At 68.7% G+C, this 23,123-nt stretch carries 20 protein-coding genes, 1 pseudogene and 2 riboswitches; of the genes and pseudogenes, 17 read left to right on the top strand and 4 right to left on the bottom strand.

Annotated features, from left to right (window positions below):
• Nucleotides 1-54 precede the first annotated feature (54 nt).
• Nucleotides 55-999, top strand: a complete 945-nt coding sequence (locus tag VMD50_RS23095) for a sterol desaturase family protein (RefSeq protein WP_325431082.1) — start codon at nt 55-57, stop codon at nt 997-999.
• A gap of 96 nt (nt 1,000-1,095) precedes the next feature.
• Nucleotides 1,096-1,773 carry an Rv1815 family serine proteinase gene (locus VMD50_RS23090; RefSeq protein WP_325431116.1) on the top strand — a complete coding sequence of 226 codons (678 nt, stop codon included), beginning with the start codon at nt 1,096-1,098 and terminating at the stop codon, nt 1,771-1,773.
• Between the two features lie 15 nt (nt 1,774-1,788).
• Here the strand turns inward: VMD50_RS23090 and VMD50_RS23085 are convergent, their stop codons facing one another.
• On the bottom strand, nt 1,789-2,235 hold the full coding sequence (locus VMD50_RS23085) for a nitroreductase family deazaflavin-dependent oxidoreductase (protein ID WP_325431079.1): 447 nt from the start codon (nt 2,233-2,235) through the stop codon (nt 1,789-1,791).
• Between the two features lie 107 nt (nt 2,236-2,342).
• Between VMD50_RS23085 and VMD50_RS23080 the strand changes: the two genes are divergently transcribed.
• From VMD50_RS23080 to VMD50_RS23070, 3 genes are all read left to right on the top strand, one after another.
• On the top strand, nt 2,343-3,026 hold the full coding sequence (locus VMD50_RS23080) for a TetR/AcrR family transcriptional regulator (protein ID WP_325431076.1): 684 nt from the start codon (nt 2,343-2,345) through the stop codon (nt 3,024-3,026).
• A gap of 114 nt (nt 3,027-3,140) precedes the next feature.
• The gene (locus tag VMD50_RS23075) at nt 3,141-3,644 is read left to right on the top strand and encodes a VOC family protein (RefSeq protein WP_325431074.1); all 504 of its coding nucleotides are present in this window, start codon (nt 3,141-3,143) and stop codon (nt 3,642-3,644) included.
• Entirely contained in the window at nt 3,641-5,137 is a 1,497-nt protein-coding gene (locus VMD50_RS23070; RefSeq protein WP_325431072.1) for an FAD-binding protein, read from the top strand. Before VMD50_RS23075 ends, VMD50_RS23070 begins: the two co-directional genes overlap by 4 nt.
• A 63-nt stretch (nt 5,138-5,200) precedes the next feature.
• On the opposite strand, the pseudogene VMD50_RS23065 reads toward VMD50_RS23070, so the two are convergent.
• Nucleotides 5,201-6,253: pseudogene (locus tag VMD50_RS23065) on the bottom strand (PE family protein); the annotation flags it as partial.
• A gap of 188 nt (nt 6,254-6,441) precedes the next feature.
• Complete coding sequence (locus VMD50_RS23060) at nt 6,442-8,361, bottom strand: vitamin B12 ABC transporter pemease/ATP-binding protein BacA (protein WP_325431070.1); 1,920 nt, start codon at nt 8,359-8,361, stop codon at nt 6,442-6,444.
• 92 nt (nt 8,362-8,453) lie between these two features.
• Here VMD50_RS23060 and VMD50_RS23055 point away from each other — a divergent pair, with 92 nt between their 5' ends.
• The 12 genes from VMD50_RS23055 (at nt 8,454) to gcvP (ending at nt 22,159) form a co-directional block, all read left to right on the top strand.
• Nucleotides 8,454-10,097 (top strand): acetolactate synthase, encoded by a 1,644-nt coding sequence (locus tag VMD50_RS23055; protein WP_325431068.1) that lies wholly within the window; start codon nt 8,454-8,456, stop codon nt 10,095-10,097.
• Between the two features lie 34 nt (nt 10,098-10,131).
• A complete protein-coding gene (gene secA2 / locus VMD50_RS23050) occupies nt 10,132-12,456 on the top strand; it encodes an accessory Sec system translocase SecA2 (RefSeq protein ID WP_325431066.1) in 2,325 nt (774 codons plus the stop codon).
• 60 nt (nt 12,457-12,516) lie between these two features.
• Nucleotides 12,517-13,146: a CDP-alcohol phosphatidyltransferase family protein gene (locus VMD50_RS23045; RefSeq protein WP_325431064.1), complete on the top strand. Its 630-nt coding sequence runs from the start codon at nt 12,517-12,519 to the stop codon at nt 13,144-13,146.
• Nucleotides 13,139-14,062 (top strand): DUF881 domain-containing protein, encoded by a 924-nt coding sequence (locus VMD50_RS23040; protein ID WP_325431062.1) that lies wholly within the window; start codon nt 13,139-13,141, stop codon nt 14,060-14,062. The genes VMD50_RS23045 and VMD50_RS23040 overlap by 8 nt, the downstream gene beginning before the upstream one ends.
• 49 nt (nt 14,063-14,111) lie before the next feature.
• On the top strand, nt 14,112-14,444 hold the full coding sequence (locus tag VMD50_RS23035; RefSeq protein WP_325431060.1) for a small basic family protein: 333 nt from the start codon (nt 14,112-14,114) through the stop codon (nt 14,442-14,444).
• A gap of 258 nt (nt 14,445-14,702) precedes the next feature.
• A complete protein-coding gene (locus VMD50_RS23030; RefSeq protein ID WP_414686146.1) occupies nt 14,703-15,440 on the top strand; it encodes a DUF881 domain-containing protein in 738 nt (245 codons plus the stop codon).
• Nucleotides 15,441-15,476: 36 nt separating this feature from the next.
• The gene (gene gcvH / locus VMD50_RS23025; RefSeq protein ID WP_325431056.1) at nt 15,477-15,875 is read left to right on the top strand and encodes a glycine cleavage system protein GcvH; all 399 of its coding nucleotides are present in this window, start codon (nt 15,477-15,479) and stop codon (nt 15,873-15,875) included.
• Nucleotides 15,876-16,148: 273 nt separating this feature from the next.
• Entirely contained in the window at nt 16,149-16,634 is a 486-nt protein-coding gene (garA, locus tag VMD50_RS23020; protein WP_085100686.1) for a glycogen accumulation regulator GarA, read from the top strand.
• On the top strand, nt 16,634-17,389 hold the full coding sequence (gene ftsR, locus VMD50_RS23015; RefSeq protein WP_325431053.1) for a transcriptional regulator FtsR: 756 nt from the start codon (nt 16,634-16,636) through the stop codon (nt 17,387-17,389). The genes garA and ftsR overlap by 1 nt, the downstream gene beginning before the upstream one ends.
• 98 nt (nt 17,390-17,487) lie before the next feature.
• Nucleotides 17,488-17,982, top strand: coding sequence for a bifunctional nuclease family protein (locus tag VMD50_RS23010; RefSeq protein ID WP_325431051.1), 495 nt, complete (start codon nt 17,488-17,490; stop codon nt 17,980-17,982).
• A gap of 332 nt (nt 17,983-18,314) precedes the next feature.
• The gene (locus tag VMD50_RS23005; RefSeq protein ID WP_325431049.1) at nt 18,315-18,944 is read left to right on the top strand and encodes a MerR family transcriptional regulator; all 630 of its coding nucleotides are present in this window, start codon (nt 18,315-18,317) and stop codon (nt 18,942-18,944) included.
• 109 nt (nt 18,945-19,053) lie between these two features.
• Nucleotides 19,054-19,151: riboswitch (glycine riboswitch) on the top strand.
• Nucleotides 19,152-19,153: 2 nt separating this feature from the next.
• Nucleotides 19,154-19,279, top strand: a riboswitch (glycine riboswitch).
• A 48-nt stretch (nt 19,280-19,327) separates the two neighbouring features.
• The gene (gene gcvP, locus VMD50_RS23000; protein WP_325431114.1) at nt 19,328-22,159 is read left to right on the top strand and encodes an aminomethyl-transferring glycine dehydrogenase; all 2,832 of its coding nucleotides are present in this window, start codon (nt 19,328-19,330) and stop codon (nt 22,157-22,159) included.
• Nucleotides 22,160-22,249: 90 nt separating this feature from the next.
• On the opposite strand, the gene VMD50_RS22995 is transcribed toward gcvP, so the two are convergent.
• On the bottom strand, nt 22,250-23,110 hold the full coding sequence (locus VMD50_RS22995) for a haloalkane dehalogenase (RefSeq protein ID WP_325431047.1): 861 nt from the start codon (nt 23,108-23,110) through the stop codon (nt 22,250-22,252).
• Nucleotides 23,111-23,123 lie beyond the last annotated feature (13 nt).

Raw genomic sequence — 23,123 nt, 5'->3', positions numbered from 1 at the left:
CCTCATCGATCCGGGCCGTCACGCGGCATCGGCCGGTGGTCGTAATCTATCCGTGTGAATGCTGTCACCGGGTTCTGGTTCGCGCTGCCCCCGCAGATGCGGGACCCCGTGCTGTTCGCGGTTCCGTTTTTCCTGTTGATGCTGGTCCTCGACTGGACGGCGGCCCGCAAGCTGCGACGCATCGAGGCCTCCGAGGCCGAGAGCGCACGACCGGCGTCGGGCGCGTACCTGGCCCGCGATGCGGTGGCCAGCCTTTCGATGGGGCTGGTCTCGGTCGCCACCTCGGCCGGCTGGAAGGCGCTGGCCCTTCTGGGCTATGCCGGCATCTATGCCTACCTGGCGCCGTGGCATCTTTCGGCGAGCCGGTGGTACACCTGGGTCGTCGCGATCCTCGGCGTCGACCTGCTGTGGTACACCTACCACCGCATCGCTCACCGGGTGCGGCTGATCTGGGCGACACACCAGGCCCACCACTCCAGCGAGTACTTCAACTTCGCCACCGCGCTGCGCCAGAAGTGGAACAACAGCGGCGAGATCGTGATGTGGATCCCGTTGCCGCTCTTGGGGCTTCCCCCCTGGATGGTGTTCTTCAGCTGGTCACTGAACCTGATCTACCAGTTCTGGGTGCACACCGAGCGCATCGGCAAGCTGCCGCGGCCGCTCGAGTTCATCCTCAACACCCCGTCGCATCACCGCGTGCACCACGGCATGGACCAGGTGTATCTGGACAAGAACTACGGCGGCATCCTGATCATCTGGGACCCGCTGTTCGGCACCTTCCAGCCCGAGCTTTTCCGCCCGCACTACGGCCTCACCAAGCGGGTCGACACGTTCAACATCTGGAACCTGCAGGTCCGCGAGTACGTCGCCATCGCCCGCGACTGGCGGTCGGCGAACCGCCTGCGTGATCGGCTCGGCTACGTCTTCGGGCCGCCGGGGTGGGCGCCGCGCGTGGCAGGCCGGCCCGCCGAGGCCGTCCCGCTGGTCACGCCGGGGTAACGCCACCGCCGTCACATGCGAAAAGATCAACGAGGGGTGAGACTGAGTCGTAACGTCACCCCTCGGGTCGGCATTTTTCCGGACGGATGGGAGCTCATGGTGCACCGCCTGGCAATGCGCACATGCGCCGCGGCGGCTTGCATCGCGGCACTGGCGTCCTGGCCGGCGCCGGCACCGGCCAAAGCGGACCCGCCGGTGGTCTTTCCCGGCATGGAAATCCACCAGGACAACCGCGTCTGCACCCTGGGCTACGTCGACCCGGCGCTGAAGATCGCGTTCACCGCCGGGCACTGCCGGGGTAGCGGGGTCGTCTACGACCGCGAACACAACGCGATCGGCCGTCTCGCCACGTTCCGCGACAACACGCCCAGCGGCACCACCGTGGCCACCGACCAGGTGATCAACGACTATGAGGCCATCGTGCTGGACAGCGGCGTCACGGCCAACAACATCCTGCCCGGCGGGCGTCCACTCGAATCGAACCCCGCCGCGACGCTTCAGCCCGGCGAAAGGGTCTGCCATTTCGGCGTCATCACGGGTGAGACATGTGGAACCGTCGAAAGTGTCAACAACGGGTGGTTCACGATGTCACACGGCGTCCAGAGCCAGAAGGGCGATTCCGGGGGACCGGTCTACCTGGCACCCAATGGCGGCCCGGGGCAGATCGTCGGAATCTTCAACAGCATGTGGGGAGACCTGCCCGCAGCGGTGTCGTGGCGGGCCGCCTCGGACCAGGTCCGCCAGGATCTCGGGGCGACGACCAATCCCCGTTGACGCCCGCTCGGGCTCTCAACGGGCGGGTTCGAGCGCGAAGACGGGGATCGTCGGCGCCCCGGCGAGCAGCTGCTCATCGGTGGAGTCCGGCGTCAACCCGCCGACATAGTCCTTGACCTGCCAGTACCACCGGGCCAGATAACGCCTCAGCAGCTCGGGCTTGGCCGCATCGTCCACCTCGCTGACCCGGGCGCGTCGGCGGCGCCAGCGCGGACCCACCTCGACGGCGCCCGCGGCCCTGACGTTGCGCGCCCACTGGGTGTTCCCTCGCGGTGAGACGAGGTAGTCGACGCCGTCGACGGTCAGCAGGTTGATCACCACCGCGCGCGGTTTTCCGCTCTTGCGGCCACGGACGCGCAGCGCCCGGGTCCCGGCGATGCTGATTCCCAGCTCGGCGAGCCAACGGATCACGGTGTTGGCGGCGCGGGCCACCCGGTTCGGTTCTTCGTAGCGCGTGGCCATGGTGCGTCCTCTCCGTGTTCGGAGAGCGGTGCTCTCTCGCCGGACACGCTGCCACAGTCGCCTTCGAAAAGCAAGAGCGGTGATCTCGGTTGTGCCAGACTGGCCGCGTGGGCAAACGCCAGGAGTCGCGGGAGCAGATCGAGGCGCGAATCGTCGAATTGGGCCGCCGGCAGCTGGTGGATCGCGGCGCCGCGGGGCTGTCGGTGCGTGCGATTGCCCGCGATCTGGGCATGGTGTCCTCGGCCGTGTACCGGTACGTATCGAGCCGCGACGAGCTGCTGACCCTGCTGCTGATCGACGCCTATTCCGACCTGGCCGACGCCGTCGACCGGGCCCGCGAGAGCGTCGGCGACCTGTGGAGCGACGACGTCATCGCCATCGCGCGGGCGGCGCGGCGCTGGGCCGTCGCCCACCCGGCCCGCTGGGCCCTGCTCTACGGCAGCCCGGTGCCCGGATATCACGCACCGGCGGAGCGCACGGTCCCGGCCGGCACCCGGGTGGTGGGCGCGATCTTCGACGCCGTGGCCGCCGGGATCGCGACCGGAGACATCCGGTTGACGAATGATCTTGCGCCGCAACCGATGTCGTCGGACTTCGACCGCATTCGCCAGGAGTTCGGGTTTCCGGGCGACGACCAGGTGATCGCCAAGTGCTTCTTGCTGTGGGCCGGCGTGCTCGGCGCCATCAGCCTCGAGGTGTTCGGGCAATACGGCGCCGATACCCTGACCGACCCGGCGGCGGTGTTCGATACCCAGCTCCGGCTGCTGGTGGATGTGCTGAGCCGGCATTGACCCACCGGAATTAGAACGTGTTCACGGCGCTTTTCCGGGCCTGACCCGCCCGCTCACGGCAAAGTCCGGTTGGGCCTTTCTGGCGGCTGCCGGACTGGGCTATCCTGCGAGGCGATGACCCTTCCTCCCCAATCGCCGACGCAGATCGCGTGGGTCACCCCGGACCTGGATGCCACCGAAACGGCCCTCACCGGCCTGTTAGGCGTTCGGAAGTGGGTGCGGATACCCGACGTGCACTTTGCTCCGGATACGTGCAGCTATCTTGGCAAGCCGGCCGACTTCGTCGCCAGCATCTCGTTGAGCTACCTCGGGGATATGCAGCTGGAGCTGATCCAACCGGTCCGCGGGGAGAACATCTATAGTGACTTCCTCCGGGAATCGGGCGCGGGTTTGCACCACATCTGCGTGGAGGCGGCGACCCCCGAACGATTCGACGCAGCGTTGTCCGAGGCCGCCGAGCGGGGAGCCCCGGTCGTGCAGCAGGGCGTGATGGCCGGCGGCATCCAATTCGCCTACGTGTCGGCGCCACAGGCGGGGGTGCCGTTCCTTGAAATCGCCTACGTCGCGCCCGAGATGAGGGCCTTCTACGACTACATCAAGCAGGAGCAGCGCCGATGAGCACCGAGATCCCAACGACGATCAACGCGGATACGGTGGCGTCGTGGTCGGACGACGTCGAGGTGGTGGTGATCGGCTTCGGCATCGGTGGCGGGTGCGCGGCCGTCAGTGCGGCCCAGGAAATGGGGGCGGGTGCGCGGATACTGGTACTCGAGCGTGCGGCCGCGGCAGGAGGCACCACTTCCCTTGCGGGAGGCCACTTTTACCTCGGTGGCGGCACCGCCGTGCAGCAGGCGACCGGGCACCCGGACTCGCCCGAGGAGATGTACAAGTACCTGGTCGCCGTGTCGCGGCAGCCGGACCACGCCAAGATTCGCGCGTACTGTGAGGGCAGCGTCGAGCATTTCAATTGGCTGGAAGACTTGGGTTTTCAGTTCGAGCGCAGCTACTTTCCGGGCAAGGCGGTGATCCAGCCCAACACCGAGGGGTTGATGTTCACCGGCAACGAGAAGGTATGGCCTTTTCTGGAGCAGGCGGTGCCGGCGCCACGCGGCCACAAGGTCCCGGTGCCTGGCGACACCGGGGGCGCCAGCATGGTGATCGACCTGCTCCTCAGGCGCGCCGCGAGCCTCGGGGTGCAGGTCCGCTACGAGACGGGTGCCACCCAGCTGATCGTGGACGGCTCGGGCGGGGTGACCGGCGTGGCGTGGAAGCGCTTCGCCGAAACCGGTGCGATCAAGGCAAAGTCGGTGATCATCGCTGCCGGGGGATTCGTGATGAACCCGGAGATGGTAGCCAAGTACACCCCGAAGCTCGGCGAGAAGCCGTTCGTCCTCGGCAACACCTACGACGACGGGCTGGGGATCCGGATGGGCGTGTCCGCCGGCGGCGCCACCCAGCACATGGATCAGACCTTCATCACGGCGCCGCCCTACCCGCCGTCGATCCTGCTGACCGGGATCATCGTGAACAAGCTCGGCCAGCGGTTCGTCGCCGAGGACTCGTACCACTCGCGGACGGCCGGGTTCATCATGGATCAGCCGGACAGCGCAGCTTTCTTGATCGTCGACGAGGCGCATCTGGAGCACCCCAAGATGCCGCTGGTGCCGCTGATCGACGGTTGGGAGACCGTCGCCGAAATGGAATCCGCGCTCGGCATCCCGCAGGGCAACCTGGTCGCGACGCTGGACCGCTACAACACCCATGCCGCCCGCGGTGAGGACCCCGACTTCCACAAGCAACCGGAATTCCTTGCGCCGCAAGGTAAAGGGCCATGGGGCGCGTTCGACATGTCATTGGGCAAGGCGATGTATGCCGGTTTCACCGTCGGCGGACTGGCCACCTCCGTGGAGGGACAGGTGCTGCGCGAGGACGGCTCGGCGGTGCCCGGCCTGTATGCGGTGGGGGCATGCGCGTCCAACATCGCCCAGGACGGCAAGGGCTACGCCAGCGGCACGCAGCTGGGGGAGGGGTCGTTCTTCGGTCGCCGCGCCGGAGCGCACGCGGCACACAACGCCGGAGCGAGCACCGCCCGAGGGGCCGCGGGACAGTAGGCGCGATGAGACTCCGCGCCGTGACAGGCTCTCAAGGCATACCGCCAGCTACTCCGGCTTAAAGCCGTCGTGTCCAGCGACCCCCAACAGCCCACCCGCACCGCCGGTGCCGATGGGGCCCGCGTTCCCGCCCAGCCCGGGGTTGCCCCCGTTGCCCCCGTCGCCGATCAGGACGGCGTTGCCGCCGCGACCGCCGCCGCCGCCCGTTTGGACTCCGCCACCGAATCCGCCGGCGCCGCCGTCACCGCCGTCGCCGAACAGCAGGCCGCCGTCGCCGCCGCTGCCACCGGCACCGCCTGGCCCGCCGGTGCCTTCCAGCCCGGACCCGCCGACCCCGCCGGCCCCGCCGGCGCCGAACAGCATCCCCCCGGCCCCGCCGGCCCCACCGGCTCCACCGCCGGCGGTCCCGCCGACGCCGCCCACGCCGCCGACGCCTCCCGTCCCGCCGAACAGTCCGCCGGCGCCGCCGGCCCCACCAAGCCCGCCCTTGCTGGCGACGCCGCCGGCGCCGCCGGGCCCGCCGGACCCGCCGGCGCCGAAGAACAGGCCGCCCTGGCCGCCGGCCCCACCATTGCCACCGTTGCCCGCCCCGGTGTTGCCGCCGGCCCCGCCGTCGCCGCCGTTCCCGAACAACCCGGCGGATCCGCCGCGACCCCCCGAATTATTGCCTAGGCCGGACCCCCCGGCCCCGCCGTTGCCGAACAAGATGCCGCCGTCTCCGCCGTTTTCACCGGATCCCGGGGCCCCGTTGATCCCGTTGCCGATCAGCGGCCGGCCCAGCAGCGTGAGCGTGGGCGCATTCACCAGGTCGAGCAGGCCCTGCAGCGGGTTGACGTTGGCCGCCTCGGCGGCCGCGTAAGAGCCGGCCGCGGCGCTGACGGTGCGCACGAACTGATCGTGAAACGCCGCCGCCTCGGCGCTCAGCTGCTGAAAAGCGCGGGCGTGCCCGGAAAACACCGCGGCAATGGCCGCCGACACCTCGTCGCCACCGGCGGCCGCCAGACCGGTCGTCGCGGCTGCCGAAGCCGCATTCGCGGTGCTGATCGCCGAGCCGAGGCTCGCCAAGTCGGTCGCCGCCGCCTCCAAAATCGGCGGGGCCGCGAACACAAACGACATGTGACACCTCCAGCCAGCGATGACCTGCGACGCCGAATTGATCGCGAGCCAGGGGACGTCGGGATCGCTTGCGGCGACGCTACGGGGCCGGCCACCCACGCGTCATGACCACAACGACGCATTTCCCCGGCGCCTGTCGATAGTCAGATCTGACTATCGAAGTGGGCCGAAGGCGCAGGGGCGGGGGCCTATACCTCCACCGGTACCTTTTCCACCGGGCCCAGCCGCCACTCGCCGCCGCCCAGCAGGTGAAGCTCTTGTTCGTGGTGCTGCTCGACGGTGGGCCGGTGACTGACGCTGACCAGGACGGTCTCCGGCAGTTCCGTGCGCACCAGCCGGTAGAGCGCGAATTCCAGCCCCTCGTCCAGCGCCGAGGTGGCCTCGTCGAGGAAGACGGCCTTCGGCTTGCTGAGCATGATGCGCGCGAAGGCGACCCGCTGTTGCTCACCGGGGGAAAGCACCTTGGCCCAGTCCTGCTCCTCGTCGAGCCGGTCGATCAGCGGCGCGAGAAACACCTTGGTCAACACGTCGCGGAGCTCGCCGTCGGAGACGTCGTCCGGCGAGTTCGGGTAGCACACCACGGTCCGCAGAGTGCCCAGCGGCACGTACGGCAACTGCGACAAGAACATCGTCGCGTTGTCGCCCTCGGGACGGCACAGGGTCCCCGAAGCGTAGGGCCACAATTCGGCCAGGCTGCGCAGCAGCGTGGTCTTGCCGGCACCCGAGCGCCCGGTGATCACCAACGAGTCACCGTCATCGAGCCGCATATCGAGCGGATCGATGAGCCGGTCTCCGCCCGGCGTGCGCACTTCGATGTCGCGAAGCTCGACTGTGGCCTCCTCGCTGGGCTTGACCAGGATGGTCGGCAGCGCGCGGCCCTGACTGTTGGCATCGACCAGCCCGTGCAAGCGGATGATGGCCGCACGGAAGGCCGCGAACGCGTCGTAGTTGTTGCGGAAGAACGACAGCGAGTCCTGAATATTGCCGAAGGCCGTCGCGCTCTGCCCGACGTCGCCGAAGTCGATCCGGCCGGCGAACAGCCGCGGCGCCTGAATCACCCACGGCAACGGGACAATTGCCTGCGACACCGAGAAGTTCCATCCGCCGAAGATGATGGTGCGGCGGACGAACTTGCGATAGTTGGCGATGATCGGCGTGAAGCGCTGCCACAGTTGCGCGCGCTCGACCCGCTCGCCGCGGTAGAAGCCCACCGCCTCCGCGGCGTCCCGCAACCGCACCAGGGCGTAACGAAACGCGGCATTCAGCTTTTCGTTGTTGAAGCTCAGGCGGATCAGCGGGCGGCCGAGCCAGATCGCGACCACCGTCGCGACCAGCACGTAAACGAGGACTGTCCAGAACATCGCACGCGGCAACTCGACGCCGCCGACGGTGAGGTTTCCGGACAGCTTCCACAGGATCGCGGCGAATGAGATGACGGACGCGACCGCGTTGACGGCACCGAAGAGCAACGTGTTTCCTGTCCCGTTGGCCGGGCTGTTCGGGGTGCCGCCGGCATTCGCGGTAAAGATGTCGACGTCCTGCTGGATGCGCTGGTCCGGGTTGTCAATCGTGTTGTCGATGAACAGGTCCCGGTAATAGGCCCTGCCGTTGAGCCAGTCGTCGGTGAGATTGCCGGTCAGCCAGACACGCCAGGCGATGATGAAGCGCTGCGTCAGATAGATGTCCGCCATGATCCGGATGACGTACAGGGTCGCCAGCACGCTGAAGATCATGATCGACATCCAAAAGCCATGAATCCCGGACTGTTTGACGTCGGCGTCGTCCGCCGCAATGCCCTGGACCGCTTTCTGCACCGCCGTGTACAGATCGTTGCCCTGATAGCTGAGCAACACCGTGAGACGCACCGACAGGAGCACCGACAACAGCAGCACGCCGAGCATCAGCCACACCTTGACGCTCGCCGGACCGACGAAGTATCCGCGGGTGATCCGCCAGAACTGCCGGCCCCAGGTCGTGAAATACCGGACCAACAGCAGCGCCGCCACCAGGCAGACGGCGCTGATCACCCAGGCGATGGCGATCCAGCGCAGCGAATCCATGGGTGCCGTCGACCAGTCGATCGACGGCTTGAACGGCTTCGGGCCCATGGTCGATGTCTCCTTACGGCCGAGGTGTCCAGCCTGTGCTCGACAAAAATCCTCCGGCGAAGGTACCCGAAGGATCTGGATAGGCTGCGGTTATGAGTACCGACGCCATCCCCACACAAACATTGCACGCCGGCCGGCTCATCGCGCGGCGGCTCAAAGCCAGCGGCGTCGACACCGTCTTCACGTTGTCGGGCGGCCACCTGTTTTCGATTTACGACGGGTGCCGGGACGCGGGTATCCGGCTGGTCGACACCCGGCACGAGCAGACCGCGACGTTCGCCGCCGAGGGCTGGTCGAAAGTGACGCGGCTGCCGGGCGTGGCCGCGCTCACCGCCGGGCCCGGCGTCACCAACGGGATGAGCGCGATGGCGGCGGCCCAGCAGAACCAGTCGCCCCTGGTGGTACTCGGTGGGCGGGCTCCCGCGCTGCGCTGGGGCATGGGCTCGCTGCAGGAGATCGACCATGTGCCCTTCGTTACCCCGCTCGCCCGGTTCGCGGCCACGGCGCAGTCGGCCGACGACGCCGGCCGGTTGGTCGACGAAGCGCTGCGGGCGGCGGTCGGCGCCCCGTCCGGTGTGGGGTTCGTCGATTTCCCGATGGATCACGCCTTTTCGATGGCGGAGGACGACAACCGGCCCGGCGCGCTGGGTGACCCGGCGCCGGGCCGGGTCGCTGACGCCCAAGCCCTCGACCGCGCCGCCAGCCTGCTGTCCGCGGCCAAGCGGCCGGTGATCATGGCGGGCACCAATGTCTGGTGGGGACGAGCGGAGGCGGCGCTGCTGCGCCTCGCCGAGGACCGGCAGATCCCGGTGCTGATGAACGGGATGGCCCGCGGCACCGTGCCCGCCGACCACCCGATGGCGTTTTCGCGCGTCCGGGCCAAAGCATTGGGCGAGGCCGACGTGGCGCTGATCGTCGGCGTGCCAATGGATTTCCGGCTGGGCTTCGGCAAGGTCTTCGGGGCCGACACCCGGCTCGTGGTGGCCGACCGCGCCGAACCCGCGCGCGAGCACCCGCGCCCCGTCGCGGCCGGGCTCTACGGCGACCTCACCGCGACATTGTCCGCCCTGGCGGCGACCCCCGGCGCCGACCACCAGGCCTGGGTCGGGGAGCTGCGAACGGCCGAGACGGCGGCGCGCGGCGCCGAAAAGGCCGAACTCGCCGACGACCGGATCCCGCTGCATCCCATGCGGGTGTACGCGGAGCTGGCGCCGCTGCTGGACCGCGACGCCATCGTCGTCATCGACGCCGGCGACTTCGGGTCCTATGCCGGCCGGGTGATCGACAGCTACCTGCCGGGCTGCTGGCTGGACAGCGGACCCTTCGGCTGCCTCGGTTCGGGCCCCGGTTATGCCCTGGCCGCCAAGCTGGCCCGACCCGACCGTCAGGTCGTGCTGCTGCAGGGCGACGGCGCGTTCGGCTTCAGCGGCATGGAGTGGGACACCCTGGCCAGGCACAGCGTGCCGGTCGTGTCCGTGATCGGCAACAACGGGATCTGGGGTCTCGAAAAGCACCCCATGGAGGCGCTGTACGGCTATTCGGTGGTCGCAGAGTTGCGGCCCGGCACCCGCTACGACGAGGTGGCACGCGCCCTGGGTGGCCACGGCGAGCTGGTCTCCGCGCCGGCCGAGCTGCGGCCCGCGCTGGACCGCGCCTTCGCCAGCGGGCTGCCGGCCGTCGTCAACGTGCTCACCGACCCGGCCGTCGCGTACCCACGCCGCTCCAACCTGGCTTAGCCGGGTGTCGCGGCTGACCGCGTACCGTTGACCTGTGTCAAAGACCACCCGGATCCAACCCGGCCGCCTGAGTAGCCGATTCTGGGGCCTGCTGGGCGCCAGCACCGAAAAGAACCGAAGCCGGTCCCTGTCGGACGTCACCTCCTCGTCGGAGTACGACAAGGAAGCCGCCGACCTCAGCGACGAGAAGCTGCGCAAGGCGACCGGGCTGCTCAAACTCGACGATCTCGCCGAATCCGCCGACATCCCGCAATTCCTCGCGATCGCCCGGGAGGCGGCCGAGCGGACGACGGGGTTGCGCCCGTTCGACGTGCAGCTGCTGGGCGCGCTGCGCATGCTGGCCGGCGACGTGATCGAGATGGCCACCGGTGAGGGCAAAACCCTGTCGGGGGCGATCGCGGCCGCCGGGTACGCCCTCGCCGGGCGGCACGTGCACGTGGTGACTATCAACGACTACCTGGCCCGCCGCGACGCCGAGTGGATGGGCCCGCTGCTGCAGGCCCTGGGGCTGACGGTCGGCTGGATCACCGCGGACTCGACGAGCGAGGAGCGCCGCGCCGCCTACGGCTGCAACGTCGCCTACGCCTCGGTCAACGAGATCGGCTTCGACGTGCTGCGCGACCAGCTGGTGACCGACGTCGACGACCTGGTGTCGCCCAACCCCGACGTGGCCCTCATCGACGAGGCCGACTCGGTGCTGGTGGACGAGGCGCTGGTGCCGCTGGTGCTGGCCGGCACCACCCATCGCGAGACGCCGCGGCTGGAGATCATCAAGCTGGTCGGCGAGCTGGAGGCGGGCACCGATTACGACACCGACTCCGACAGCCGCAACGTCCATTTGACCGACGTCGGCGCCCGCAAGGTGGAGAAGGCGCTGGGCGGCATCGACCTGTACTCCGAGGAGCACGTCGGCACCACGCTGACCGAGGTCAACGTGGCGCTGCACGCGCATGTGCTGTTGCAGCGCGACGTGCACTACATCGTGCGGGACGACGCGGTGCACCTGATCAACTCCTCGCGCGGCCGCATCGCGCAACTGCAGCGCTGGCCGGACGGCCTGCAGGCCGCCGTCGAGGCGAAGGAGGGCATCGAGACCACCGAGACCGGCGAGGTCCTCGACACCATCACGGTGCAGGCGCTGATCAACCGCTACGCCACCGTGTGCGGCATGACCGGCACCGCGCTGGCCGCCGGTGAGCAGCTGCGCCAGTTCTACAAGCTCGGTGTGTCGCCAATCCCGCCGAATAAACCCAACATTCGCGAGGACGAGTCCGACCGCGTCTACATCACCGCCGCCGCCAAGAACGACGCGATCGTCGCGCACATCGCCGAGGTGCACGAGACGGGACAGCCGGTGCTGGTCGGCACGCGCGACGTGGCCGAGTCCGAGGAGCTGCACGAGCGGCTGCTGCGCCGCGGCGTGCCCGCGGTGGTGCTCAACGCGAAGAACGACGCCGAGGAGGCGAAGGTGATCGCCGAGGCCGGTGAGTTCGGCACCGTCACGGTGTCGACGCAGATGGCCGGGCGGGGCACCGACATCCGCCTCGGCGGGTCCGACGAGGCCGACCACGACCGAGTCGCCGAGCTGGGCGGGCTGCACGTCGTCGGCACCGGCCGGCATCACACCGAGCGGCTCGACAACCAGCTGCGCGGACGCGCCGGCCGCCAGGGCGATCCCGGGTCGTCGGTGTTCTTCTCGAGCTGGGAGGACGACGTCGTCGCCGCCAACCTCGACCGCAACAAGCTGCCCATGCAGACCGACGAGGACGGCCGGATCGTCAGCCCCAAGGCGGCCGGGATGCTGGATCACGCCCAGCGCGTCGCCGAGGGCCGGATGCTGGACGTGCACGCCAACACCTGGCGCTACAACCAGCTGATCGCCCAGCAGCGCGCCATCATCGTCGATCGGCGAAACACGTTGCTGCGCACCGCAACCGCGCGCGAGGAGCTGGCCGAGCTGGCGCCGGACCGGTACGAGGAGCTGTCGAAGGAAATCTCCGAGCAGCAGCTGGAGAAGATTTGCCGGCTCATCATGCTGTATCACCTCGACCGGGGCTGGGCCGATCATCTGGCCTACCTGGCCGACATCCGCGAAAGCATCCACCTGCGCGCGCTGGGCCGGCAGAATCCGCTCGACGAATTCCACCGGCTGGCGGTCGACGCGTTCGCGTCGCTGGCCGCCGACGCGATCGAGGCGGCCCAGCAGACGTTCGAAACCGCGAACGTGCTCGAAGAGGAGCCCGGTCTGGACCTGTCCAAGCTGGCACGGCCGACGTCGACGTGGACCTACATGGTCAACGACAACCCGCTCTCGGACGACACGCTGTCGACCCTGAGCCTGCCCGGGGTATTCCGCTAGACGCGACGGGTCGAGTGCGCGGCCCGCTTCACGCTCGGCGTTCGGCTAATGTCACGGCTCATGGAGCAGGTGCTTCCGCCCGATCGGGTGCTGACAGTGCCCAACGTCCTGAGCGCCATCCGCCTGGTGCTGATCCCGGTGTTCATCTACGTCCTGCTGGTCGCACACGCCAACGGCTGGGCGGTGGCGATCCTGATGTTCAGCGGGGCCTCCGACTGGGCCGACGGCAAGATCGCCCGGACGCTGAACCAGTCCTCGCGGCTCGGCGTCCTGCTGGACCCGGCGGTGGATCGGCTCTACATGGTGACCGTTCCGATCGTCCTGGCGGTGGACGGGATCGTGCCGTGGTGGTTCGTGATCACGCTGCTGGTGCGCGACGGGCTGCTCGCGGCGACACTGCCGCTGCTGCGCAGCCGCGGACTGACGGCGCTGCCGGTGACCTACGTCGGCAAGGCCGCCACCTTCGCGTTGATGTCCGGCTTCCCGTTGGTCCTGCTCGGAACGGGGGGCGCGGTGTGGAGTCGGGTGCTGTGGGCCTGCGGGTGGGGATTTCTGGGCTGGGGTTTGTATTTGTACGTATGGGCGTTCGTGTTGTATTTGGCGCAGATGGCTCTGGTAATGCGCCGTCTGCCCAAGCTGAAACACTCTGGGCCCCAACCGGTCGTGCCCGAGGCGGGTGAGCGTGGCTGACGCCGACCGCCTGCTTGGCGGCTATGACCCCAACGCCGGCCGCAGCGCCCACACGGCCCGGCCGCAGTTGATCCCGGTGCCCTCCCTGCTGCGCGCCCTGCTGTCGGAGCACCTGGACCCGGGGTATGCCGCGGCCGCCGCCAGGCGTGGTGGCCCGGACACCCCGCGGCGCCGGCGGGAACGGGCCTACGGCTGGCTGTGGGAGGCGCTGGCGGCGCTGTTGATCGCGACGGTCTTCGCCGCCGCGGTCGCCCAGGCCCGCTCGGTTGCCCCCGGTGTCCGCAACGCCCAGCAGCTGCTGTTGCAAAGCGTGCGTTCGTCGGAAACCACCGCCGCCAGATTGGGCACGGAGCGCAGCGCGCTGTCGGCGAAAGTCGACGACGTGCAGCGACGAGCGCTGGCGAACGACGCCCAGGGCCAGCGGCTGCTGACCCGCCTCGACGCGCTCAGCCTGGCGGCGGCCAGCACGGCGGTGATCGGTCCCGGGCTGACGGTGACCGTGACGGATCCCGGTGCCGGCCCGAACCTTTCCGACGTGTCCAAGCAGCGCGTCAACGGCAGCAGGCAGATCATCCTGGACCGCGATCTGCAGCTGGTCGTCAACTCGCTGTGGGCCAGCGGCGCCGAGGCCATTTCCGTCGGTGGCGTCCGGATCGGGCCCAACGTGACCATCCGGCAGGCCGGCGGGGCGATCCTGGTCGACAACACCCCCACCAGCAGCCCCTACCAGATCCTCGCGGTCGGGCCCCCGCACGCGATGCGCGACGTCTTCGACAACAGCCCCGGCCTGCAGCGCCTGAGGCTGCTGGAGGCCTCCTACGGTGTCGTCGTCACCGTGAACCTCGCCGACGGTCTGTCGCTGCCCGCCGGATCCATCCGGGACGTCAAGTTCGCCAAACAGATTGGGCCCTCGTGACAACAGTCCTCTTGAGACGGATCCCCCCGGCCGACCCGGGGTGGCGTGCATGATCGGCATCGCGGCGCTCGCCGTTGGCATCGTGCTCGGCTTGATCTTCCACCCCGCCGTCCCCGAGGCCATCCAGCCCTATTTGCCGATCGCGGTGGTGGCCGCGCTCGACGCGGTGTTCGGCGGGCTGCGCGCCTACCTCGAACGCATCTTCGACCCCAAGGTCTTCGTGGTGTCGTTCGTGTTCAACGTCTGCGTGGCCGCCCTGATCGTCTACGTCGGCGACCAGCTGGGCGTCGGCACGCAGCTTTCCACGGCCATCATCGTCGTCCTGGGCATCCGGATCTTCGGCAACGCCGCCGCGCTGCGCCGCCGGCTGTTCGGGGCATGACGCGCGCCGGCGACGATGCAGAGTGAAGCGATGAGGAGGAGCGGCGCCATGACGCGCGCCGGCGACGACGCAGAGTGAAGCGATGAGGAGGAGCGGCGCCATGATGGAGGTGAGGGCAACGTGAGCCAGGACCCGCCCGATCGCGCCCATGACGAAAGCCCTGACGCGTCGACCCGCCGGCCCGACGCCGGGCCCAAAGCGGGTGAAGCCGCGCAGCGTGGCCGCCACGAACTACCCGCCAAACGCCCGCGCCCCGAGATCGGGCCGGTTCACCGCACCGGGCTGTCCGGCCTGCTGCGGAGCGGTCGCTCCCGTCTGGTCTTCGGAACGCTGGCGACCGTGCTGTGCCTCGTCCTGGGGATCGCGATCGTCACCCAGGTGCGCCAGACCAAGTCGGGCGATTCGCTGGACACCGCCCGCCCCGCCGACCTGTTGGTGCTGCTGGATTCGCTGCGGCAGCGCGAAGCCACCCTGAACACCGAAGTCGGCGAATTGCAGAACACGCTGAATTCCCTGCAGGCCTCCGGCAACACCGACCAGGCCGCAATCCGGAGCGCGCAGGCCAGGCTGGCCGCGCTGTCCATCCTGGTCGGCGCCGTGGGCGCCACCGGGCCGGGCGTCACCATCACGATCGATGACCCCGGGCCCGGGGTGTCACCGGAGGCGATGCTCGACGTGGTCAACGAGTTGCGCGCCGCCGGCGCCGAAGCGATCGAGGTCAACGACGCACACCAGTCCGTGCGGGTAGGTGTCGATACCTGGATTGTGGGTACGCCAGGCGCGTTGACCGTCGACGCCAAGAACCTGTCGCCCTCGTATTCGATTCTGGCGATTGGCGATCCACCCACACTGGCCGCGGCCATGAACATCCCGGGTGGCGCGGAGGACAGCATCAAGCGGGTCGGCGCGCGGATGTCCGTGCAGCAGGCCGACCGAGTGGACGTGACCACCTTGCGGCAACCAAAACCGCACCAATACGCTCAGCCCGTCAAGTGAACTCGCCTTGTGAGAAGCGACAGAACAGGATCACCCGTGAGCGATATTCCGTCCGACCTGCACTACACCGCCGAACACGAGTGGGTTCGACGAAGCGGTGAGGACACCGTCAGGGTGGGGATCACCGACTTTGCGCAGTCGGCCCTGGGCGACGTCGTTTTCGTCCAGCTGCCCGATGTGGGCAGCCAGGTGGCCGCGGGCGAATCGTTTGGCGAGGTGGAGTCGACGAAATCGGTGTCGGATCTGTTCGCCCCCGTTTCCGGGACGGTGTCGGCGGTCAACGGCGACCTGGAGGGCAGTCCGCAGCTGGTCAACTCCGACCCGTACGGGGCCGGCTGGCTGGTGGATGTCCAGGTTGCCGACGGCGCCGAGCTCCAGTCGGCCATATCGGCGCTGCTCGACGCCGAGGCCTACCGGGGGACACTGACCGAATGACGATTGCTAATGTCCCTGCCAGCCCGCCCGCCGACGCGTGCGGCGGGCAGCCCCACAATCGGGCTCGACGATCCTCAGGTGGTGGGCGCATCGCCGACCGGCGCGCGGTACGGTCGACGGATCGACACTTGATAGACACTAGAAGGCACCAGACGGTCGAGTAATAGGCAATACGGGGGGCCGAGAACGACTCGGGAACCTCGAGAAACCTAGAGGAGAGCCGGGCACGCCGCCCGGCCGGATAACGCCACAGCGGCCAGTGAGGAGCAGCGCGTGACGGACATGGACTCGGATATGGGGAAAGACCAGACCTCTGAGGAAGTCACGGTGGAGACGACTTCAGTTTTCCGTGCCGACTTCCTCAACGAACTGGACGCCCCCGCGCAAGCGGGGACCGAGAGCGCGGTGTCCGGGGTCGAAGGGCTCCCGGCCGGCTCGGCGCTGCTGGTCGTCAAACGGGGACCGAATGCCGGATCGCGGTTCCTGCTCGACCAGCCCATCACGTCCGCCGGCCGGCACCCCGACAGCGACATCTTCCTCGACGACGTCACCGTCAGCCGTCGCCACGCCGAATTCAGGTTGGAAAACAACGAATTCCACGTCGTAGATGTCGGTAGCCTGAACGGCACGTACGTCAACCGTGAGCCCGTCGATTCGGCGGTGCTCGCAAACGGCGACGAAGTGCAGATCGGCAAGTTCCGGTTGGTGTTTTTGACCGGACCCAAGCAGGGTGACGACGATGGAGGTTCCGGAGGGTAGTGAGCGCACCCGATAGCCCGGCGCTCGCCGGGATGTCGATTGGGGCGGTCCTGGATCTGTTGAGGCCGGATTTCCCCGATGTCACCATCTCCAAGATCCGCTTCTTGGAGGCCGAGGGGCTGGTGACACCGCAGCGCGCCGCGTCGGGATATCGGAGGTTCACCGCCTACGACTGCGCCCGGCTGCGGTTCATCCTCACCGCCCAGCGGGACCACTACCTGCCGCTGAAGGTGATCAGGGCGCAGCTGGACGCCCAGCGCGACGGTGAGCTGCCCCCCATCGGATCGCCTTACGGTGTACCGCGATTGGTGTCGGTGCCGGATCGCGGGGAAGTGGGCGCCGGGGGCGAGGCCAGGCCCGACGCGGCGGCGGTGGCGCCGCCCCGCATCCGGCTGAGCCGGGAAGACCTGCTGGAACGCTCCGGGGTGGACGACGGCCTGCTCACGGCGCTGCTCAAGGCCGGGGTGATCACCACCGGTCCGGGCGGCTTCTTTGACGAACACACCGTCGTAATCCTTCAATGCGCGCGGGCGCTGTCCGAGTACGGCGTCGAGCCGCGGCATCTGCGCGCCTTCCGTAACGCCGCCGACAGGCAGTCCGACCTGATCGCCCAAATCGCCGGGCCGGTAGTCAAAGCCGGCAAGACGGGGGCCCGCGATCGTGCCGACGACCTGGCGCGTGAGGTGGCTGCGCTCGCTATCACACTGCATACCTCGCTGATCAAGTCCGCCGTTCGCGACGTTCTGCATCGCTGAGGATTAGACTTCGTTGGACAGCTAGGTGCTCGGCGGGGCGACACCGTCGCACCGAGTTGTCGTGAGACCACAGCGGCCTATGCGGAGGGCAGACACAAATGGCTGAAGTTCGTGTTGTCGGCATTCGCGTCGAGCAGCCGCAGAACCAACCGGTGCTGTTGTTGCGCGAAGCCAACGGTGACCGATACCTGCCAATTTGGATCGGTCAGTCTGAAGCCGCCGCGATCGCGCTGGAGCAGCAAGGCGTCGAGCCGCCTCGCCCGCTGACGCACGACCTGATCAGGGATCTCATTGCTGCCCTTGGTCATTCGCTGAAAGAGGTGCGGATCGTCGATCTCCAGGAAGGCACTTTCTACGCTGACCTGGTCTTCGACCGCAACATCACCGTTTCGGCGCGTCCCTCGGATTCGGTGGCGATCGCTCTGCGGGTCGGCGTTCCGATCTACGTCGAGGAAGCCGTGCTCGCCCAGGCCGGCCTGCTCATCCCCGACGAGAGCGACGAAGAGGCCAACACCGCCGTCCGGGAGGACGAGGTGGAGAAGTTCAAGGAGTTCCTCGACAGCGTCTCTCCGGACGACTTCAAGGCCACCTAGCCCGCCGACGATGCAGCCCGCGCGACGGGGTGTTGAGGAGGCGGGCCATCCGGCCCAGCCCGCCGACGATGGGGCCGGGACGCCGCATGCGGCGGGCCCGCGCTGCGCACCGCTACGCTGGATGTCGAATCACGGATCTATCTCATCTGGCACCGCGATGTCGACACGCTGGCCGATGGTGCGGCCACAAAGCTCCGCAGCGGCCATACTTTGATCACGACTTTAAGGGCGCGGCGGCTATCGAAAAGCGTAAGCTCTCTAGCACTCGGGCCTGAGCAAACGTGGCTGCGGTGCGGCCAATAACGACAGCGCGATCGGCGAGAGGAACCACCGTGAGCGAGCAGCCACGTCAAGAGCAGCTGGACCTAGCTGACAATGCGAACGCCGCGAGCAGCGCCCAGACCGGCACCGCAGCGAGCGCACCCGTGCAACCAGGGCTGTTTCCCGACGATTCCGTGCCCGACGAGCTCGTGGGTTACCGCGGGCCGAGCGCTTGCCAGATCGCCGGTATCACCTACCGGCAGCTGGACTACTGGGCGCGTACGTCGCTGGTGGTCCCGTCGATCCGCAGCGCGGCCGGCTCCGGCAGCCAGCGGCTGTACTCGTTCAAGGACATCCTCGTTCTCAAGATCGTCAAGCGGTTGCTCGACACCGGCATCTCGCTGCACAACATCCGCGTCGCGGTCGACCATCTGCGCCAGCGCGGCGTGCAGGACCTGGCCAACATCACCCTGTTCTCGGACGGCACCACGGTGTACGAGTGCACCTCGGCCGAAGAGGTTGTCGACCTGCTGCAGGGCGGGCAGGGCGTCTTCGGCATCGCCGTCTCGGGGGCCATGCGCGAGCTGACCGGCGTCATCGCCGACTTCCCCGGCGAGCGCGCCGACGGCGGCGAATCCATAGCCACCCCCGAAGACGAGCTGGCCTCCCGGCGCAAGCACCGCGACCGCAAGATCGGCTAGCCGCCTCCCTCCGCGAGCAGACGCGAAAGCACCCCACTTCGGCATGAAATGGGTGCTTTCGCGTCTGCTCGCCAGTGTGTCGCGCGCCCGGGTAAACTGGCGCACGCGTCGCACTTGGGCGGGAGAGTTCCGTGGCTGCCAGTCACGGACGCCGAAGGAGCAACACCTCTCCGTCAACCTCTCAGGCACCCGGACCGCGCGAGTTGACGATGCCTCTGGAAAGCGGTGGAGATCGGGAACGGTCCCCGCCCGCCGATGGGGAAAGGCGCTGGGGGACAGCACCGGCGCCGAATCTCTCAGGCGCCCGGCGAACGGGTGAAGACAGAGGGAGAGGGCCGCTAGTCCCTCGACCTCAGGAGTTCGCGTTGGCTGAGTATTCCGGAATCGTCAGGCCCGACCGATCAACGTTCGCAGACCGGCACATCGGCCCCGACAGCCAGGCCGTCGCGGCCATGCTCGCCGTCATCGGCGTCGAGTCGCTAGACGAGCTGGCATCCAAGGCCGTTCCCGCGGGCATCCTCGACCAACTCGTCGACGGCGGTGCCGCGCCCGGTCTGGAGAAGTTGCCGCCGCCCGCGAGCGAGGCCGAAGCGCTGGCCGAACTGCGGCGGCTGGCCGACGCCAACACCGTCGCCGTGTCGATGATCGGGCAGGGCTACTACGACACCCTCACGCCGCCGGTGCTGTTGCGCAACGTCGTGGAGAACCCGGCCTGGTACACCGCCTACACGCCCTATCAGCCGGAGATCAGCCAGGGCCGGCTGGAGGCGCTGCTGAACTTCCAGACGATGGTGGCCGACCTGACCGGCCTCGAGGTGGCCAACGCGTCGATGCTCGACGAGGGCACCGCCGCGGCCGAGTCGATGACCCTGATGCACCGCGCGGCCCGCGGCGGCTCGAACCGGCTCGCGGTGGACACCGATGTCTTCGCGCAGACCGCGGCCGTGCTGGCCACGCGGGCCGAGCCGTTGGGCATCGAGATCGTCACCGCCGACCTGCGCGACGGGCTGCCGGACGGTGACTTCTTCGGAGTCATCACCCAGCTGCCCGGCGCCAGCGGGCGGATCACGGACTGGTCGGCGTTGGTTTCCGAGGCCCACGGCCGGGGCGCGCTGGTTGCCGTCGGCGCCGACCTGCTGGCGTTGACGCTGATCACACCGCCGGGGGAGATCGGCGCCGACGTGGCGTTCGGCACGACCCAAAGGTTCGGTGTCCCAATGGGATTCGGTGGGCCGCACGCCGGCTACCTGGCGGTCCACGCCAAGCACGCCCGCCAGCTGCCGGGGCGGCTGGTTGGTGTGTCGCTGGACGCGGACGGGTCACCGGCCTACCGGCTGGCGCTGCAGACGCGGGAGCAGCACATCCGTCGCGACAAGGCGACCAGCAACATCTGCACCGCGCAGGTGCTGCTGGCCGTGATGGCCGCGATGTACGCCAGCTACCACGGAGCCGACGGGCTGACCGCGATCGCGCGTCGGGTACATGCCCAGGCCCGGAAGATCGGCGCCGCGCTGGGCGATGCGCTGGTGCACGACACGTTCTTCGACACCGTCCTGGCGCATGTCCCCGGGCGCGCCGACGAGGTGCTGGCCGAGGCGAAGGCGCGCGGGGTCAACTTGTGGCGCGTCGACGCCGACCACGTCTCGTTGGCCTGCGACGAGGTCACCACCGACGAGCACGTGGCCGCGGTGCTCGAGGCCTTCGGGGTCCAAGCCGCCGAGCCGGCATCCGCCGGCATCGTCACCCGCACCTCGGAGTTCCTCACCCATCCCGCGTTCACGCAACACCGCACCGAAACGGCGATGATGCGGTACCTGCGCACGCTGGCGGACAAGGACATTGCCTTGGACCGCAGCATGATTCCACTCGGCTCCTGCACGATGAAACTCAACGCCGCCGCCGAGATGGAACCGATCACCTGGCCAGAATTCGCCCGCTTGCATCCGTTCGCGCCGGCCTCCGACACGGCAGGAGTGCGCCGGCTGATCGCCGATCTGGAGAACTGGCTGGTGCAGATCACCGGTTACGATGCCGTGTCGCTGCAGCCCAACGCCGGGTCGCAGGGCGAGTACGCCGGCCTGTTGGCGATCCACGCCTACCACGCCAGCCGGGGCGAACCGCACCGCGACATCTGCCTCATCCCGTCCAGCGCGCACGGCACCAACGCCGCATCGGCCGCGTTGGCCGGGCTGCGGGTGGCCGTGGTCGCCTGCCGCGACAACGGCGACGTCGACCTCGACGATCTACGGGCCAAGGTGGCCGAACACGGCGACCGGCTGGCGGCGTTGATGATCACCTACCCGTCCACACACGGCGTCTACGAGCATGACATCGCCGAGATCTGCGCGGCCGTGCACGAGGCCGGCGGTCAGGTCTACATCGACGGCGCCAATCTCAACGCGCTGGTCGGTCTGGCCCGGCCGGGGAAGTTCGGCGGCGACGTCAGCCACCTGAACCTGCACAAGACGTTCTGCATCCCGCACGGCGGCGGCGGGCCGGGCGTCGGCCCCGTCGTGGCGCGCGCGCACCTGGCCCCGTTCCTGCCGGGTCACCCCTACGCCCCGGAGTTGCCCGGGGGCCATCCGGTGTCGTCGGCGCCCTACGGGTCGGCCTCGATCCTGCCGATCACCTGGGCCTACATCAGGATGATGGGCGCCGAGGGCCTGCGGGCGGCCTCGCTGACCGCGATCGCGTCGGCCAACTACATCGCCCGGCGGCTCGACGAGTACTTCCCGGTGCTGTACGCCGGCGAGAACGGCATGGTCGCCCACGAGTGCATCCTCGACTTGCGCGGCATCACCAAGTCGACCGGCGTGACCGTCGACGATGTCGCAAAACGGCTGGCGGACTACGGATTCCACGCGCCCACCATGAGCTTCCCGGTGGCCGGCACGCTCATGGTCGAGCCCACCGAAAGCGAGACGCTGACCGAAGTCGATGCGTTCTGCGAGGCCATGATCGCCATCCGCCGCGAGATCGACCGCGTGGGCGCCGGGGAGTGGACCGCCGACGACAACCCCCTGCGGGGCGCGCCGCACACCGCGGAGTGCCTGCTGGTCTCCGACTGGAATCACCCCTACACCCGGGAGGAGGCCGCCTACCCGCTGGGCAAGGGCTTCCGGCCCAAGGTGTGGCCGCCGGTGCGGCGCATCGACGGCGCCTACGGCGACCGCAACCTGGTCTGCTCCTGCCCGCCGGTGGAGGCGTTCGCCTAGCGCAACACGCTCGCGAACGTAACCGCACTGTGAAATGCGGCCGGATTTTTCACAGTGGCGTTACGCTCGCGGCTGGTCGAGGCACGCAGGTCAGCCGAAGCGCTCGATGATCGCCGCGGCGATCCGGTCCGGCGCGTCCTCCTGGATGAAGTGCTTGGCGTCGGGCAGTTCGACGACGACATGATCGGGAAACGCCGCGCGCATGCGCGGGAGCGCCGGGCCGGGCCTGAAGGCGAAGTCCTTCATCCCCCAGACGAACAGCGCGGGCTTGCCGCCCAATTTGGCCGGCACTTCCGCGGCCAGCCGGGCCAGCAGCGGATGGGCGGCCAGGATCTGCTTGGGCATCTCGGCCACGCCCTTCCGCGCCTCCGCGCTGGGCTGCACGGCCCGGTAGTGCTCCATCACCGCTGCGCTGGGCCGGTGCTGGGTGCCCGCCGGGATCAACCGTTCGACAAAGAAATTGCGGTGCAGGATGGCGTACTGCATGGGCGGGCTGGACATGACCCGGCTGAAGGCCTTCGTCGACAGCGTGTCCGCCGGCCAGAACCAGGTGTTGCCCAGCGTGATGCCGCGCACCCGGTCGGCGCGCTCGACGGCGACCGCCATGCCGATGGGCCCGCCCCAGTCCTGGCCCATCGTCAGGTAGCCGTCGAGCCCGAGGTGGTCGACGAATTCGCCGACCACCCGGGCGTGCTCGTCGATCTTGTAGCCGAACCCCGCGGGGCGCTCCGAGAGCCCGAACCCGAGGTAATCCGGTGCGATGCAACGGAACCGGTCGCGCAGCGCGACGATGATGTTCCGGTACAGGAAGCTCCACGTCGGGTTGCCGTGGCACAACAGAAGCGGCGGGCCGTCACCCTCGTCGACATAGTGGAGACGTCCGCGCGAGCTGTCGAACCAGCGCGACTGGAAAGGATAAAGCAGCGGATCCGGAGTGAAATCGACCTTCATGACGCTCCCTTCG

Origin of the sequence: Mycobacterium sp. (genome assembly GCF_035506235.1) — a bacterium.
Taxonomy (GTDB): Bacteria; Actinomycetota; Actinomycetes; order Mycobacteriales; family Mycobacteriaceae; genus Mycobacterium.
The sequence above is the reverse complement of the archived record's forward strand: the minus strand, read 5'-3'. Positions and strand labels throughout refer to the sequence as shown.